This is a genomic window from Sorangium sp. So ce834 (assembly GCF_051521425.1).
In the GTDB taxonomy this organism is placed as follows: domain Bacteria; phylum Myxococcota_A; class Polyangia; order Polyangiales; family Polyangiaceae; genus Sorangium; species Sorangium cellulosum_D.
In genome coordinates, this window is sequence record NZ_CP150351.1 from 6,716,162 (window position 1) to 6,734,332 (window position 18,171).

Annotated in this window: 4 protein-coding genes; all 4 read right to left on the bottom strand. The window is 65.0% G+C overall.

Translation table 11 applies throughout. The features are described 5' to 3' along the window. Positions 1 to 88 precede the first annotated feature (88 nt). The 4 genes from WMF20_RS24165 to WMF20_RS24180 all read right to left on the bottom strand — a co-directional run bounded on the left by WMF20_RS24165 (position 89) and on the right by WMF20_RS24180 (position 18,166). Positions 89 to 14,608, bottom strand: coding sequence for an SDR family NAD(P)-dependent oxidoreductase (locus WMF20_RS24165; RefSeq protein WP_437616960.1), 14,520 nt, complete (start codon positions 14,606 to 14,608; stop codon positions 89 to 91). An 84-nt stretch (positions 14,609 to 14,692) separates the two neighbouring features. Continuing rightward, entirely contained in the window at positions 14,693 to 15,547 is an 855-nt protein-coding gene (fabD, locus tag WMF20_RS24170) for an ACP S-malonyltransferase (protein WP_437616961.1), read from the bottom strand. 229 nt (positions 15,548 to 15,776) lie between these two features. Next, positions 15,777 to 16,763, bottom strand: coding sequence for an acyltransferase domain-containing protein (locus tag WMF20_RS24175; protein ID WP_437616962.1), 987 nt, complete (start codon positions 16,761 to 16,763; stop codon positions 15,777 to 15,779). Further along, on the bottom strand, positions 16,760 to 18,166 hold the full coding sequence (locus WMF20_RS24180) for a PfaD family polyunsaturated fatty acid/polyketide biosynthesis protein (protein ID WP_437616963.1): 1,407 nt from the start codon (positions 18,164 to 18,166) through the stop codon (positions 16,760 to 16,762). The genes WMF20_RS24175 and WMF20_RS24180 overlap by 4 nt, the downstream gene beginning before the upstream one ends. Positions 18,167 to 18,171 lie beyond the last annotated feature (5 nt).

An 18,171-nucleotide genomic window follows, 5' to 3' on the forward strand; every position in this document is an offset into this window, starting at 1 on the left:
GACAACCGAAATCGCTCTCTCAGCCGGTCCGACCCCAGGCCCACGAGCCGACTGGATCGCCGCTCAGCGTGCCTGGACCCGTTGGCCGTCAGCTCAGCAACTCCAATCGCGCTATCGCGTCGTCGACGCTCAGCTCCCTCGACTCAACGCGATCGAGCAGGCTCAGCAGATCTGCGTCGGGCGAGCTCGACCTCTTGAGCGCGCAGGAGCCGGTCGCGTCGCGCGGCGTCAGCTCGGCGCCGCTCTCCGTGCGCCCTTGGTCGAGCGGGGCAGCCCGGCCCGACCTCGACGCGCTCCCTGCCGCTCGCCCCTCGGTGGCCCCGCCCCTCCCGAGGCCGCGGGAGAGCTCCACCTCGTAGGACGCCAGGATATGCCTCGCCAGATCGCCAATCTCGGAATAATCGAAGATAGAGGTCACTTTGAGCTGGATGCCCATGGCGTCATTGATCCGCTTGACGAGGTCCATCGCGACGATCGAGTCAACTCCATAGTCCGAGAACGCCTCATCGAGGTGCAGTTGCAGCGGATCGACGCCGATGCAGTCTCCGAGGTGCTTGCGGATCTCATCTTGGACCAAGACGAGCATCCGCGCGCGGGACGCGGCCTCGGGCGTCGGCGCTGCGCCGACGTCTGGATCCCGACGAGGAGGGGCCGCGAGCTGCTCGTCCTCTGCGTCGTGCGTCGCGCGCGCCGCCGGTTCCGCGGGCGGCGGCGACGACGGGGCGCTCGATCGAGCCTCGGACCGCGCCCCTGTCGCGCTCCTCGCTCTCATGCCGTTGGTGCGCGGGTCGCCGCGTTCGGCGGCGCCGACCTTCAGCGCCCGGAGCCCTGACACCCGCAACAGCGCCTTGCCGGACTCGTCGACGGCGATCACGTCGACCTTGAACCCGCGCCCATCGTCGCTCACGATCCTGGCGCAGACGTAGCGCGCGGCCTGCAAGCTCGCGCTGATCTCCACGCCGTCGACCGAGAACGGCTGGATCAGGTGCTGTTCGTGCCCGGTGTCACGCCTCATCAGCATCGCGACCTGAAGCGCCGCGTCCACGATCCTGGATTCGAGCGCCGAACTCCCGCTCCCTCGCCGCGCGTCGTGCTCGGTCGCGAGTCGCCCGAGGGCGCCCCACTCGTACAACCTGACCCACTCGACGAGCCGATAGGAGCCTCCGTACGTCAGGCCCATCCCCTCGAACGCCGCGTAGGCATCGCTCGCGCGCAGCATGGTTCCAGACTCGGAGAGCAGCCCGTTCAGATCCACAGTGTCCGCGTGTACCTCTTGCTCGCCTCCACCCAGGTACAGCTCACCTCGCGAATGCACGACCGGCGCCACTCCAGACGTGCCCCTGATCTCGTAGCGTGACCAGCCGTCGACGGCGTCGATGCTCATCTCCACCTCGACGCCGTCCCTCTCGACCACGAGCGGCGCCAAGAACGTGACGCCGCGCAGGCGCCCCACGCCTCCTCGCACACCAGGCCGCTCCCGTCGATCCGCGGCCATCGCCATCGACCAGCCGACCGAGATCGGCAGTACCATCCTGCCGCTCACGACGTGGTCCCGGGCCAACGAGTCCTGCGCACCGATCTTCTTTTTGAGGATCAGCTCCCGTCGCCGGACGGTGGCCTCATCGATCATCTGGTCGAGACGATGAGGATCGAAGCCGGCCTCCTTGACGGCCCTGCCGTCCGTCGGGATGTGATAGACGTCTCTCGCGAACGGGTAGCCGGGGAGGTGAACCCTGCGATAGCCTCGCCCTGCGTACAGTGAAAGCCAGTCGATCTCGTAGCCCTTCACGTACAGGTCGGCCAGGGCGAGCAGGCGGTCGGCGTAGTTCGGCTGCGAGGTCGCTCCGGCCGCGGCCAGGTCTGCAATCATCTGATGAGCGAGCTGCCTGAGCTCTGGATCCGCACCTCGTTGGCTCTCCGAGTCGAGGTTGGTGACGCAGCCGCCAGGGACCTGGCCCGCGCGGAGCTCCGACACCTTCGACGCCAGCTCGTCGATGTCCTTCACTACGATGCCGACCCTATAACGGAAATGGCTCCGCCCGACGCTGAGGGTGTACGCAACATCGCCCAGATCGACGCCTGGGTCCCCCTTCGTGAGCCAGCCCTTGAGCTCGGCGATCCTGCAGAGCGCCGCCGTCTTGGTCTTCCCCGACACGACGATCAGGAAGCGCCCAACATCGCGGCGCCGCACCGCCGCGGCGCGCGTAGGGACCTCCTCGACCACCACATGTGCGTTCGTTCCGCTCCATCCGAAGGAGCTCAAGGCGGCCCGCCGCGGCGAGCCTGCCGGAGCGATCCAGTCTCGCAGCTCCGTGTTGACGAAGAACGGGCTCGCGGCGAGATCAATGTGGCGGTTCAATGAATCAAAGTTGAGGCTCGGAGGGATCTGTCGGTGCTCGAACGACGAGAGGATCTTGATCAGCCCAGCCATGCCCGCGGCGGCCGTGGTATGGCCGATGTTCCCCTTCACCGAGCCGAGCGCGCAGAATTGCCTCTTGTCGGTGAACGAGCGAAACGAGTCGATCAGGGCGTTGACCTCGATTGGATCCCCGAGCCGGGTCCCGGTTCCATGCGCCTCGACGTAGCTGATGGTCTCGGGAGAGATGCCGCAGGCGCGGTAGGTCTCCAGCTCCAGCTCGACCTGGGACGCCTTACTCGGCGCAGTGATGCCGTTCGTCCTGCCGTCCTGGTTGATCGCGGAGCCCTTGATCACTCCATAGATCGAGTCACCGTCAGCCAGCGCTTGCGCCAGGTCCTTGATCAAGATCACGCCGACCCCTTCGCCTACCACGACGCCATCGGCCTGCTCGTCGAAGGGCCTGCACTTGCCGGTCGAAGACAGCAGCCCGAGCTTGCTCAAGGAGATGAAGGTCCGAGGGTCAAGGTAGAGCGTGACGCCCCCGACGAGCGCCATCTTCATCTGGCCAGAGCGGATCTGTTCCTGAGCCAGGTGGAGGGCGACCAGCGATGAAGAGCACGCCGTATCCACCGCGATCGCCGGCCCCTTGAGGTCCAGGAAGTACGAGATCCTGGACGCCAGGATCGCTGGAGAGTGACCCAGCAGCTCGTGGCCATCGCTCAGCGCGCTCTCGTTTGACTCGGACAGGGGATGATACGGATTGCCGGCCACGCCGACGAAGACCCCGCACTTGAGCCCCCTGGTCGACTCGCCGCTGTATCCGGCGTCCTCGAGCGCGTGCCAGCACTGCTGGAGCAGCAGTCTTTGTTGGGGGTCCATGAGCGTCGCTTCTTTCGGCGAGATGTTGAAGAAGAGGGAGTCGAACTCGAACGCACCGTCCAGAAAGCACCCCCACTTGCTGTAGCTCTTCCCGGGCGCATTGGGATCCGGATCATAGATGCTGTCCGGGTCCCAGCGGTCCGCGGGGACCTCCCTGGCAGCATCGACGCCGGCGGTCAGGTTCGTCCAGAACTCGCTCCTGCTCCGAGCCCCAGGAAACCGGCACGCGATCCCGATCACCGCGACTCCGCCCGACGCGCCAGCCTGGGCGCCTTCGGCGCGCGGCGGCGCTGCATGCGCCGCCGCGGTGGGCTGCTTTGCCTCGCCCACCCCGTGCGAGCTTGCCCCGGCTCGCGCTCGCTCTGACGGCGCCGGCCCCTCCTGCCGGACGTCGGACATCTCTATCTGGTGCTGAGACAGGAGGTACGCAGACAGGTCTCTGATGCTGGAGTGGTCGAAGATGACCTCCATCGGCAGGTGCAGACCGAATCTCCGGTTCACCACCTCTACGAGGCGGAGGCCGCGCAGTGAATCAACGCCATAGTCGGCGAACCGCGCCTCGGGCTCGATCTCCTGGATGCGTAGCTCGAGCACCTCCGACACGATGCTGCTGATCCGCTGCTCCAGACGCTCGCAGCGCGCCCGCTGGTTCGACCGTTCGTCGCCGCCCTCCCGCCGCTGATCGCCTCGGCGCTCCGCGGCCTCTCCATGAGGCGCGGCGTGCTGATGCGGCCGCTGGTCGGCCCCATTCGGACGACCGGCGGAGTCCGGCAGATCGGCTGCCGTGCGGGGCGCCGAGGTCGATCGCAGGTACGGCGCGCCTTTCGGGGTATCCGCATAGCGACGGGGCGCCTGGATTTTGCGGAGATTTCTCTCGTAGACCGCATCGAGATTGGACCTCGGATCCACCTTTCGCGCGCTGAGCAGCACATACGCGACCAGGCCCATCCGCAGCGCCTTCCCGTAGTTGTTCCATGCACGGTGCTCCGCAGCGCCGGCCGAGCCGCGATGAGTGTGATCGGCGCCGAGGAGCGCCAGGTTCTCCTCGAACCTGGCGTCCTCCAGGAAGTTGGCGATCTCCTCGCTCACGTCGATGCACTCGATGACCTCGAGCGCGTTCGTCGCCAGGAGCCGACTATACCGGATTTCCGTGGGTGAATAGGAGCCAACCTCCTCGCTATTGATATCCCCTGACGTGCGCGCGATGGTGTCCGCCAGGTTCAGAAGGCCGCCCAGCCTCAGGTGACTCGCGATGTTCGAGTAGAGCCCTTCCTTGTTCTTGACATGATGGCAGACCTCGATTCCGTATATCAGATCATACTGCCCCGGAAACGGATCTTGGGAGCTGTCGCGGAGATGAACATGGACACGATCCGACAACCCACGATCCCTTATGTCCTGACTGGCAAAATCGAACTGCCTTCGAGCGATCGTATAACCATCGCCTCGCACATGAACATAGCTCTCGGCGATTTCCACCAGATCTGTGCCGAGGCCGCAACCGATGTCGAGGAACGAATGCACCTTGCTGAAGTCGACGTTCCAGAACAGAGTTCGCCTCAGCTCCTCCTGTTTTTCGACGACCATCTTCAGGTACTCGGGCCGCGACTCAGGCCGAGAGAACGTCACGAGCCAGGAGAAGTCATCGATGACCGCCGGGAGCGGAGCTAGGGTGATGTATCTCAGATAGCGGTCCTGAGCTCGAAAGATGTGCGTCGCCGTATTGTAGTAATCGGCCACGACCTCCGAGCCGCCTGCCAGCGGGAGGCCCCGGTCATGCTCTCCGACCCGATCGACGAGCCAGTAGCGCTCCTTCGCGAACGGGTACGTGGGCAGCGATATCCGCTTGACGTTGCCACCGCTGATCATCGCGTCCCATTCCACCTCCCCGCCGAGACACCACCACGCCGCGAGCGGCCTCAGGTCCCCGCTCGGGCGCACCGGCGGCTCACCGTTCCGGATCCTCGCATCGGCCTTGCCGCGGACGTAATTCGACCTGTCGCTCGATCCGTGGAGGAAGGCGCGCAGCGAGTCGGCGAGCTCTCTCTTGGTGCTCGCGACGACGGCCAGGCGCTCGCTCATCGCCTCGCGCCCCACCATCAAGGTGTAGGAGATGTCGCGCAGCGTGGCGCCGTCGCCCCCGTCCCTCTCGCGAGGGAGGTCCTCCTCCAGAAACGCGGCGAGGTTCTCGGCTGCCTGCCTGAGCGCCTCTGGAGTCCGTGCAGAGAGGACGATCAGCTGCGCGCCTGCAGGCGCTCGCTCACCGCGTGAGCCGGGCTCGTCCTCACCGACCCACTCCTCGACGATGAGGTGCGCCAGCGCGCCGCCTCCTCCAAGCGAGCTTATCGCCGCCCTCCTCGGATGTCGAGGCGCGGTCCTCTCCGCATCGACGCCCGAGCTGGACCATGGGCTCAGCTTGCCCTGAACGACGAACGGCGTAGTTGCAAAGTCGATAGACGAGCTCAAGTTCGGCGGCACGATGGTCGGCGCAAGGGTGCCGTGCTTCAGTTGCAGCAGCACCTTTGCGAGCTTCGCGATGTCCGCCGCGGACTCAGCGTGTCCGATGTTCGGCTTGAGCGACCCGATCGCGCAGAAGCCGACGTCATCCGTGGAACGCCGGAACGCCGCGGTCAGACCTGCGACCTCTATCGAATCGCCCAGATCGGACCCTACGGCCTGGGCCTCGATATAGCTGATGGTCCTCGGGTCTATACCGGCCCTCGCGATTGCCTCGCTCGCCACCCTCGCATACGCCTGCGGGTCCGGCGCGGCGTACCCGTTCGTCCTGCCAGCGTAACCGACCGCCGTCGCCTTGACGACGCCATAGATGTGATCGCCGTCCGCGATCGCGTCGCGCAGCGGTTTGAGCAATACCGCTCCGACAGCCTCACCGGGGACGAAGCCGTCAGCCCCGTCGCCGAAGCTACAGCACCGGCCGCTCCTCGAGAGCAACCGCCGCTGGCTCAGCACGACGTACCGATATGGATGTAAATAGAGGTTCACACCTCCCACCACGGCCGCGCCACACTCACCGCTGCGAATCGCCTCGCAGGCGAGGTGCATCGCCACGAGGGACGACGAGCACGCCGTGTCCACGGGCATGCTCGGCCCCGTGAATCCGAGCGTATACGACACGCGGTTCGCTACGGTCCAGTACGCTCCCTCGGGGAGCACCATGCCGCCAGATTGGCTACGCCACGCGTCGAGGCCGACCAGCTGGTACGTCCCCGATGTGACTCCGATGTAGGTGCCAACGCCCTTGTGTCCATGGCTCTTGACCTTGAGATTCAGCCGCTCCCTCGTGTAGCCGGCATCCTCGAGCGCTGACCAGACCGCCTGCAGTAGCAGGCGCTCCTGTGGATCCATCGTCCGCGCCTCGGATGGCGATACGTTGAACAGCAGAGGATCGAACTCGTCGTAGCCGTCCAGAAAGCCGCCGAAGTTACAGTCGGTCCTGTCGTCGCGGGCACCCGTGGCATCGTAGACCTGCTCGCTGTCCCAGCGCTCCCTGGGAACCCTGGTGACGCAGTCCTTGCCTTCCGCCAGATTCTTCCAGAAGGCGTCGAGGTTATCGGCCATCGGGAACCGGCCGCTGATACCGACGATCGCGATCGGATATCGAGCGCCCTCGTTCGCGCCGCTCCCATCGCTATGAAGCTTCGGACAGAGGACGGACGGCGCGACGCTCCGCCCTGGATCTTGCGCCATAGCTGAAGCCTCGCTCGTCCGCTCGGGCTTATGGTCGGGCGTCCTCGCTACAGCCGGCTCCTGGATCAACAACAGCCGCTTCAGCTCCGATTCGCAATTCGTCACGAGATACGCCGACAGATCCTCAATTGTCTTGTATTCGAACAGCAAGCTCTTCGGCAGCGGCCCGAAAGCCTTCTCGAGAGCTGCGGTCAGCTTCCTGATGACGAGGGAGTCCACGCCGTAGGTCTCGAGAACCTCGCGGTGGCTCACGGTCTGCGGCGGCAGCCGGAGCTCCCCGCAGATGAGCTTCTTGACGTAATCAATGGTGCTCTCCAGCATTTTATCTCCATTGTCTGCCCCAGCGGCTCTCGGGGGACATGCGGCGTCCGTGGATCGAAGGAGGCGTTCAAACGGGGCCGCATCACCGTGAAACACAGCGACGGACTCGCGGCCGAGGCGGAGGACGTCCGCCAACGCACCAAGGCCGTCCTGACTGGGCATGGGGACCATGCCCATCTGCGTGAAGAGGAACTTCAGCTGCTCCGCGGATAGGACAGTCCCGCCCTCGGCCCACAGAGGCCAGCTCGCGGACAAGGTCTGACCGAATCTGTGCCGAGCTCGGACGAGATCCGCCCTCAGCTCGGCAAATCGATCCAGGAAGGCGTTCGCGACGCCGTGATCGCTCTGCCCCTCGTTTCCGACGATCGACGCCAGCGATGAGAACATGATGAACACATCGAGCTCGTCCCTCGCCGTGAGGGCATCCAGGAACAGCGCTCCCTTCAGCTTCGTCTCGACCACCTCTTTGAACACGTCGTCCTGCTTCATTGCGACGAGGCCGTCGCGCAGAACCCCTGCTGCATGGATGACGCCGTCGACATGACCAAAGCGACGGCGAGCCTCCTCGACGACCCCGCACAGCTCGTCGAGCCGCCTCACGTCTGCCCTCTGGTAGACCACAGTTCCCAGTCTATCGAGCTCGCTCAGCCTCCTCCGCTTATCGAGCGACAGCTGCGAGACATGCGAGCGTCCGACCAGGACGAGACGCGCCTCGAACCTCCTCATCAGGTATTCGCCCACGAGCAGGCCGAGCTCACCCGCTCCACCCGTGATTATACAGACTCCGCCCCTCTTCAGCCGGATGCCGTCAGCCGCGGCGCGGCCAGCGACGAAAGCGCGATCGATCTCCTCGAAGCTGCGCGTCCACCGCGAGCCCCTTCGGTAGATGACATCTGTCTCATCACCGGCGCCGATCTCGCTCAGGAGCACGCGAACGTCCCTGTCAGCGCTGTCCTCACCGTCGCGCTCAATGGCAACGACCTTGTGAGTCATCAAGCTTTCCTCCACACGCAGGCTCTTGGCGAACGCCGCCATGGCCGCTTCGTGCGGCCGGGAGGATGCATTATCGCACTGGTACAGGCTGATGATGTGCGTCTTGCCACGCCGTTTCTGAGCCAGCAGGGCCCTCGTCAGACGGAGTATCGTGTAAGCGCCGGTCTCCAGCTCCTCGTCCACCGCCTTGGCTATGGCAAGCGGGTCCTCAACGCGCTCCCAGCTCGTCGACTGGACGTCCGTGTTCCAGCAATGCAATACCGTGTGCACGGATGGGACATCTACCGACAGAGCACGGAGAAGCACTTCGAAATCTTGGCCTTCTCGCGGGTTGACTTCGTAAACGCCATCTCCAAGATCGCGAAATCGTTCGCCCGGGCGTATCCAGATGACTTTGACCCGCTCCTGCCCGCGCAGCTGCTTCTTCAGCAGATCGAATCGCGCGCGGGTGCGATCGAAGATCACGACCGACCCTAGACCCAGCTCGAGGTCCCGATCTGAAACAGGCGCCTCGATCCATACGGGCCTGTAGTACTTCGTCTGTGCCGCGCCCATGCCTCCGACCTCGAAGCTGTTCCTCCTTGGCGGCCGCGGGCGGGTTCGTTCGTCCCCCGCCGGCGCAGCCAGCTCGGGCCACACTGCCGGATTGCGGTCAGCAGTATTTACGTTCCGCCGCTCAGGAACCCAGTAGCTCTCCCGAGCGAATGGGTATCCGGGCAGCTGTAGCCTCCGGTGCGGGCCACCAGCATAGAGAGCCTGCCATGAGATCGAGGCGCCTGTGACATAGAGCTCGGCGAGCGCCGACAGCTGCTCTTTGCGCGCGTCCGCCGCTCCGGGGTCCATTCGCCTCAGCTCATCGACGATGCCCGCGGCCCTCTCGTCGAGCTCTCGTTCTCGCTCGTGGCCCCGGCCGGGCGCTTCGCCGCGACCTGGGCCGCGCTCCGGCAGCCTGGACGCGGACCGGAGCTGCTCAGCGAGATCCTCGAGGCTGACCGCGACGTATGCCTCGCGCCTCGAGAAGTGGCTGCGGCCTACGTTCAATGTATAGCTCACGTCCTCGATGCCGGCGATCCGGCCGTTCTCGTCCAGCCACGCGACCAGCTCGTCGCGCCGCGCCCGGAGAGCGTCATCGGTCTTCCCTGAGAGCGCGACGAGAAACCAGCCACGGCGTTCGCCGGCGCTCGTGGCCGCCGCCGGCGGCGCCTCCTCCACGACGAGATGAGCGTTGGTACCGCTGATACCGAACGAGCTAACAGCCGCCCGTCTCGGGGAGCCACCGCGCGGGGCCCAATCCGACAGTTCACGAGCCACGTAGAACGGAGACTGTGCGAAGTCGATCTCCGTGTTTTCTCGTGCAATATTGAGGCTCGGGGGGATCTTGCCGTGCCTGAGCGCCAGCAAGACCTTGATGACGCCCACGAGGCCCGCTGCGAATATCGTATGCCCCACATTGGTCTTCACGGATCCGATGCCGCAGTACCGGCTCTCCGACGTTTGCTTCCGGAAGACACTCGAGAGAGCGTCCACCTCGATCGGGTCGCCGAGCCTCGTTCCGGTGCCATGTGCCTCGATGTAGTTGATGCTGTCAGCGGCGATCGACGCTCGCTCGTAAACATCGTTGATCAGCGCTGCCTGCGACAGCCCGCTCGGCGCAGTGATGCCGTTGGTCTTGCCGTCCTGGTTCACTCCCGACGCCTTGATCACCCCGTAGATGAAGTCCCCGTCATCCACCGCCCTGGCCAGGGGCTTCAGGACGATCGCCGCTACCGCCTCGCCCGGGACGAACCCGTCCGCGCTGTCGTCGAACGCCTTGCACCGGCCGTCGCGCGCGAGCATGCCAGCCTTCGCCCAGCTGGCATGGTAGCTCAGCGTCGTCATGATGAACGCACCGCCTGCGATGGCAACCTCGCTCTCGCCCGAAGCCAGGCTCTGGCAGGCCAGGTGGACCGCGACCAGCGACGACGAACAGGCCGTATCGACGGCCAGGCACGGCCCCTTCGCGTTCAGGAAATATGCGATCCTAGACGCCAGGATCGACGCTTCATTGCCGACGAGCGCATGGGACTCGCTGTGGAGCCCATTTTCCCGCAGCCGCTCTCGGTAGTCTCCCGCACCTGCACCGACAAAGACGCCGAGCTTCCGCTCGGAGAAATCGCGCGGATTGTACCCAGCATCTTCGATCGCTTTCCAGCACTCTTCCAGGAATAGCCTGTGCTGAGGGTCCGTCAGCTCGGCCTCGACCCCGGACATATGAAAGAACAAGGGATCAAAGAGGCTCACGTCGTCCAGGTATCCACCACGGTCCGGGACTCCGCCCTCGCCATCACCGACGCAGAGGCTGCTCTTGTAGCGCCGGGCGTCTGGGAACGTGGTGATACAGCTGCGCCCAGCCGCGAGGTTGCTCCAGAGCTCTCGTACGTTGTTCGCCCCGGGGAACCTGCCTGACATGCCTATCACGGCCATGTCCAGGGCCCCTCGCGCGTCGCGCGAGCCCGGGTTCGCGTCTCTCGGGTCGGCGCGAGCGGCCCGCACGGCCGCCCCCAGCGTGGAGGCGGAGTGGCCGGCGGACTCCGGCAGGGCGCCACGCGCAAGAATCCTGTCGCTGTGCTCCGAGCTGATGTAGCGAGCCAGGTCGCCGATCGCGGGATAGTTGAACAGATCGATCGCTTTGAGCGGAACCTGAAGCTCCCTCGCGAGCCTCTCTACCATGAGGATGCCCGTCTTGGACTTCAGACCGTAGTCCGCGAACCTCCTCTGCGGATCGATGCGCTCTCTCGGCACCATCGTCGCGCTCGCGACATGCGATACGATTCGCTCCACCACGGCATCGTACAGGTCTCCGGCCGCGGCCGGCCATCGACGCGCTCCCTCCGGCTCCGCCCTCGACCTCGCGGTCAACTCCGCCGGTGCTCCCCGCCTGTCCTGGATCACGGTCGCGCTCGCTAGCATGACGGTCTGCGAGAACACGCGCTCGCCGTCACCCGGCGGACGGCCGAGCTCCGTGACCCGCCCAAATCCGCACTCACGCAGGATCGCTGCCCAGGAAGCTGCTTCAAGGAGGGGGCTATGCTCGATCCTGTGCTCACCGTCCTCGAACGACCACCAGCCGCTCGTCAAGCCGAAGATCAAGGTCAAGAAGTCGGCGCGCTTCGTGAGCTCACAGAGGGCGAGCAAGCCGCCGGGCTTCAGCAGCTCATGGACCTGGTCGAGCGTGCGGTGGATCAGCGCCGTGGCGTGCAAGACGTTCGTCGCGATCACGATATCGAAGTAATGCCGATCGAGCCCTTGTGCGGCGATGTCCCTCTCGATATCGAGCTCCCTGAAGGTCACGAACTGAAACTGATCCCCGAAGGCGCCAGCCCCCTGCCGTGTGAAGAAGGGTGAGACGTCAGTGTACCAAAATTCGACCGAATCCCGATGACGCGCCAACCTATCGAGGACGTGTCGCGATGTGGCCCCGGTCCCTGCGCCAATCTCGAGGATCCGGAGCTTCTGCGTACCGGGGCGCGACAGCAAACGCTCTTCTACCGCCGCGCCCACCTCCTCGGCGAGCTGTTCATTGGAGTAGATGGCGAGTCGGTTAGCCGCGTATGCCGCTGTGAGGAGCGCCAGAGACCCGTCCGGGAACAAGACGCTCATAACGTCGTCCTCACCTGACATGATCTCCCAGAGCCTACCCAGGCAACCGCGCAGCAGGGCGACGTAAGGGGCGGTACCCGGGCTCGATCGCAGCAGCTCAGGCGCTGCCACGGAGACGTCGCGCAACCGTCGTCTCAGCGCAGTGTCCTCCACGGCCGCCGTGGCCACGATCTCGTCCTGGCTCAGGCTGATCCACCGCTCTCGCAGCAGGATCTCCAGAAGCGCCTCATATAGCCGCTCATAGCCCGCACGAATGCGCAACACGCGCTGCAGCTCCGCCTTCGTGTGGCGCTCGCCTGCTTTTAGCAATAGGCGCTTCTGCTGAAAGGACCAGAGCAGGAGGTCACGAGCGTGACGCTCGAGCTCCATGAAGGCGGCGTGCGTCTCGACGAGCTCGCCCCCGCAGCCACCTCGGCCATCGCCAGCCTCGGCGCGCAAAGCGGCCCTGATCTCTGGCCATGCGGCGCGCCCGTGCCAGAAGCGTGACCGGATGAACGGATATGTGGGAAGAGATACTTTCTTTACCTTCTGATCTCGATAGAGGCGATGCCAGTCGACGCTCGCCCCGGCGTCGTAGGCCTCCGCGAGCGCCACGAGCTTCTGCTTGGACGCGCTGGCAGCGCCCCCGGCCGCCGCGAGGTCCTCCAGGATCCGCCGCGCGGCTTCGTCCATGGCTGCGTGACGCTCGCTCGGCGTTGGCATCGCGCCCGCTGCCGGCCCGCGATCGTCATGACCCTGCGCCAGAGCCGAGTCGACTTGGGTCAGGAGGTCGACGGCTCCATCGGCCACAAAGCTTCGGCGACATGGGAAGTGCTTGCGCCCGCAGTTCAGCGTGTACGCAACGTCTGCCAGGCAGACGTGCGCGGGCGCAATCCTCAACCAGTCCCGGAGCCGGGCCAGCGCTCGGTGAAGCGCTGGCTCGCTCCTTGCCGACACAGTGATGATGTGGTTGCCCGCAGGCTGATGCTGTGCGCTCTCTCGCGTCGGCGAATACTCCTCGAGCACCGCGTAGCAATTCGTGCCGCTGAAGCCGAACGAGTTGATTGCAGCTCTCCGCGGCACGCCGTTCGTCGTCGACCACTCTCTCGCGCTCGTGTTCACGTAGAACGGACCGCTCTCCAGGTCGATGAGCCCGTTGAGCCGGGAAAAGTTGAGGCTCGGGACGAGGCTCGCTCTCCTCATGCACAGCAGGACCTTAGCCAGGGACGCCATCCCCGCCGCACCGGACAGGTGCCCGATGTTCGCCTTCACTGAGCCGATCGCACAGGAGCCAGATCCCTTCGTATCGCCACGGAACGTCTCCGTGAGCGCCGCCAGCTCGATGGCGTCGCCGATCCTCGTCCCGCTGCCATGAGCTTCGACGTAGGAGATGGTCGCAGGGTCGATCCTCGCCGCCTCGTGTACCCGCTTCTGGAGGGCCGCCTGCGAGCGCGAGCTGGGCGCCGTGACCCCGTTCGTGCGCCCTGTCTGGCCAACTCCAATTCCTTTGATCACGGCGTAGATGTTGTCCCGGTCCGCGATCGCCGCGGTGAGCCGCTTCACCATGATCATCCCGGCGCCTTCCCCCGGGACGAACCCGTCAGCGCGGTCGTCGAACGGACGGCACTGCCCCGAGGCGGACAGCATGGCAGCTCGCTGCATGGCGAGATAAGACCGCTCGGTCAGGCAGAGCGAGACCCCGCCGACGAGGGCGAAATCGAGATCTCCGCTCCTGACAGCGGAGCATGCCTGGTGGAGCGCGACGAGCGTCGACGAGCACGCCGCGTCGATCGATAGGCTGGTTCCCTTGAGGTCGAGGAAGTCGGCGACCCTTCCAGCGATGAACGACGCCGCGTTTCCGACCAGGCTGCGCTCGGTCGCCTCCGGCCCCTGCAGCTCGCTGTAATCCTGTCCCATCACCCCTATGAAGACCCCGCCGGAGCGACCGGCGAGCGCTTCGGGCGCGTAGCCGGCGTCCTCGATCGTGCGCCACGCCTCCTCCAGCACGATCCTCTGCTGAGGATCCATGGCCGACGCCTCGTCCGGCGAAATGCCGAAGAACTCGGCGTCGAAGAGATCGATCCCCTCGAGGAGCGCCATCGCCTTCGGGAATGAGGCAGCGCCGCGGGCCAGATCCTGGGCGCGATGCTCCGCGTCCGCGACCTCGCGGACGCAGCAGCGGCCGCCGTACAGGTTGCTCCAGAACTCGTTCGCGCCCTCTGACCCGGGAAACCTCACGCTCAGGCCAACGATCGCGAGATCGTCGACCGCCTCCCCCGCGGCCGCGTCCTCGGCATCGCGCGCCAGGCCAGGTGCCTTCACGCCCTCGATGCCCTGGGACGCGGGCGGCGCGTCGTGGATCGCCCTCTCCAGCGCGCTCGCCTTCCGCCCTGACGCACCCTGGCCGCCGGCGCGTTGGCGCAGGCCGAGCACGTCGCCGCACGAGTCGACGACGTGCTCGACGAAATCCATCACTCGTATGTAGTCGAAGATCGCCTCCACGCCGAGCGAGAGACCGAACCTCTCATTGAGCGCCGCCAGGAAGTCGACGCTGAGCGACGAGTCGACGCCGAGCTCCAGGAAAGTCGTGTCTGCGCCGATGCTCAACGAATCTCGACCGAGCTTGTGCGACAGGATCTCCTGGACCCCCGAGAGGAGGAAGCCTCTCAGCTCTCCACGTGCTACACTCGATTGCTGCTGACCGACCGCGGCTTCACTGTGGCTGTTCATGATAACCCTGCGACATCAATGTAGGCGTCGATGTTCAGCCGCGCGGGACCGCCGATGAGATCGCTGCGCGCGCCAAGGCTCTTCCTAGTTGCGCTGCATCTGCTGGATGAGCTTCGTCAGGACCAGGCTTGCGCCCACCTCGCGGAACTCGGGCTTCGGCAACGCCAGGAAGTACTCGATGGTCTCTTTCCAGCGGACGGAGCTGACGACCTGCATCGCGAGGCTGCTCTTGATCTCCACGTCTCGCTCGGGATACGGTACAGCGGTCGTGTTTGCCACGACGGGGATCTGCGGGCACGAGAAGCGAAATCCGTCGAGAAACGCCTGAAACCCATCCTTGACCCGTTTCATGTATCGCGAGTGGAACGCACCGCTCACGTTCAGGATCAAGAACCGAGCAGCTCCGGCGTCGAGGAACACGCGCTCAGCGCACTCGATCTCCGAGCGTGGTCCAGCGATCACGATCTGATCCGTCGCGTTGATGTTCGCTACGTCGATGCCCTTGTATCCGGACTCCCGCAGGACCGCCTCGACCTTCGGCAGCGTCAGGCCTACGACCGCCGCCATGGATCCGCCCACGACCTGAGACATCAATTCACCGCGCTCCTTGATGAGCCGAAGCCCTGTGCGGAAGTCGAAGACGTTCGCGGCGAGCAGCGCGTTGTACTCGCCGACGCTATGCCCAGCGACATAATGTGGTCGCTCCCGCGTCTCTCTCAGCAGCTTGAAATAATGGAGGGCGTTCGCCACATATATCGCCGGCTGGGTGTACTGGGTCTTTCCGAGGCGGCGATCTGGGTTCTTCGTGCAAAGCTCCACGATGGAGTACCCAAGCTCCGTATCCGCCTCCCTGACCAGCTCTGGGAACTCCGGAAACAGGTCGGCCGCCATCCCGACCCGCTGCGAGCCTTGCCCGGGGAAAACGTAGATGGTCGTCATGCTTCCCCCCCGGTCGACGGCGCACGACCGCTTGCAGCGAGGATGGACGGCCTTGCAGGCGACCGCGCCGCGCGGCTCGCCTCGGACGCCCGACCGCCCTTGCGTGCTCTGCGGCCGGTGCCTTCGACTGCCTTCTTACTGTCGGTGAACATTGGCGACACGCCCCTCTCTCAATCTGCATCCATCGTCCGACGTGTGTTCCCACTAAAGCAGCTGTCTCTGCTTGAGCTCATGCCGCTCCAAGCTCCTTCAATGCGCTCATGAGCTCTCTGACTCGATCGCAATCTCGCCCATACATCGTCAGGGACGGAAGGACGGCCGACTCACTGGCGCTGTCGCCGAGGATGCGCTTCGCGAACGCGGCGAGCGTACCGCTGGGGCTCAGGTCAACGTAGAGGTGGGGCCCTCTCGACTCCAACCAGTCGATGGTCTTGCCGAACATCACCGGTCCCCGAGCTACCTGCCAGAAGTGCTCTCCGCCTATCCCCGGCGCTGGACCGGCGAGATTCGACGAGATCACGGAGGTCGCGGGTCGAGCGTAGCGTATCGCATCGAACAGCAGCTCGAGGTCCTCTCGCGCCGGCGTCATCATCGAGGTATGGAACGCATAATTCACCGGCAGCACCTGGGTAGAGATCGACATCGTGGCGAGGAGGTCAGCCGCCCGATGTAGCTCTCGCTTGCGTCCAGCGACCACAAAGTGGCCGTCGAAGTTGATACAGGCAAGGCTACAGCCAGAGAACACCTCGTCGTGCGCCTCGAGGAGCCGCGGTGATCCCAGCACGGCCATCATCCCGCCCACAGGACACCGCTTCGCCACCAGCTCGGCCTGGATGACGGCCGCGAAGATGGCGTCTTCCAGGGACACCGCGCCGGCGAGGCTATTCACCACGAGCTCACCCAGGCTATATCCCAGGACATGAGCCGGTCGTACGCCCCAATCTAGGATCATCCGACCGAAGCTGTGCTGCACAATGAGTATCGCCGGGTGCGTGAACTGGATATCGTCGAAGGTGTCGAGGCGACTCCTGCGCTCGTCGTAGATCACGTCCAAAATGGAGGTCCGGAGCATCCGGTGCGCGATGCGGTCGCCCTCCTGCATCGCCCTCCTGAACGTGCTGTGCTTCTGGTAGAGCTCGGCAGCCATGTGATAGTACTGGCAGCCCTGCCCGCCGGCCATGAGCACCAGCGACCTCCGCGCCTCCACGTGCGTCACTCCACCGAGCACGCGTAGAGGCGTTGCTCGAGCGCGGCGGCCGCCTGCTGCATCAGCATCTCGGCGAGATCGTCGACGTGGCGGTTGCGCCAGCTCTCATGCCGAGTTCCTCTGACCCACCTGTTGAACGAGCCGAGGGCTGGGCCACAGTGAATCTGGAAGTCCACCTTGCGCTCCGCGACGCCGCGCAGAGCCAGGTTCGAGGTGTGGGCGAAGTACCACTTGAACACCAGCGCCATCTTGTGCTTCGGGTCCCGCTCGGCCCGGTGGATCTCCTCGGGTCGCCTCTGGAGGTGGTACGCTTTCACGTCCTCGTAGACCTGCTCCAGGCTCCGCTTGAAATAGTTTTTTTCGAGCTCTGCCCTCGTCCTCTCATCCAGCTCGTCGAGGCTCTGATGATGGCGCCACAGGTCGTACAGCCGGTTCGCACGGCCCGGGAACAGCAGCCCCTTCCGGAGGACCTGCGCCCTCGCACCGAGCTCAAACATATCACCAGCAGGGATCATCGCGGTATCATGGATGTCCATATCCTGCAGCAGTTCCTTCACGAGATCGCTCGTCCCCGCCTCCACCGTACACTGATTGATCGAGCCGGTGCCGATGAAGTCTGCGCCGAGGGCGAACGCGCCGGCGGCCGCCTGCGGCGTGCCTATACCGCCCGCGAGCCCCACGCGAACCCGGCTCTGGTAGCCGTGCTTCGCGCGAGCTTCATCTCGCTGGTGCATGATCGCAGGCAGCAACACCCAGCCGACGCCCTTGTCGGTGTGCCCTCCCGAATCCGCCTCCACGCATATGTCGTCCGCCATGGGGATTCTCCTGGCCATCGACGCGTGCTGGTCGGTGATGAGCGACGCCGAGACGAGCTGGGCGAGGAGCTTCTCCGGCGGTGGGCTGAGGAAGGCCTCCGCGACCTTGGGATGGGAGAGCTTCGCGATGATCCTGTTCGGGACATGGATGCTGGAATCCGGATTCTCCGCGAGGGTTGAGACGCGGTACCGCACCAGGCCGGGCGATATCTGCGTGAATGCGGAGGCCTCGATGTTCCGTACACCGTGCTTCAGGTACAGGTTCGCCCTCGCGATCTCACGCTCCGGATCATCCGGATCTGCCAGAAAATTCATTCCATAGGGCTGGCCATCGCTCAGCTCGCTTTGTATTCTCAGTATCCCTGCCTCGGTCTCCTGGAGGCTCAGACCCCCTGTCCCGAAGAAGCTGAGGAGCATACTCTTCCCCATCCGCACGACGAGCGCGACGGACGAGATGCCCTTGTACATTGCGCCTGCCGTATAGCTATACTTCACTCGGTACGTCTTCTGGAATCCCGGATCTCCCAGCCGCTCCGGGGTAATCCGAGCCGAAGGCCTCCGATGTTCCGTCGTCATCCGGGAGCTCTCAACGTTCATGAGCG

Bases quoted from the DNA above. Each gene is read 5' to 3' on its own strand.
- WMF20_RS24165 (WP_437616960.1), bottom strand. From the start codon at position 14,608: ATGAACAGCCACAGTGAAGCCGCGGTCGGTCAGCAGCAATCGAGTGTA.
- fabD (WP_437616961.1), bottom strand. From the start codon at position 15,547: ATGACGACCATCTACGTTTTCCCCGGGCAAGGCTCGCAGCGGGTCGGG.
- WMF20_RS24180 (WP_437616963.1), bottom strand. From the start codon at position 18,166: ATGAACGTTGAGAGCTCCCGGATGACGACGGAACATCGGAGGCCTTCG.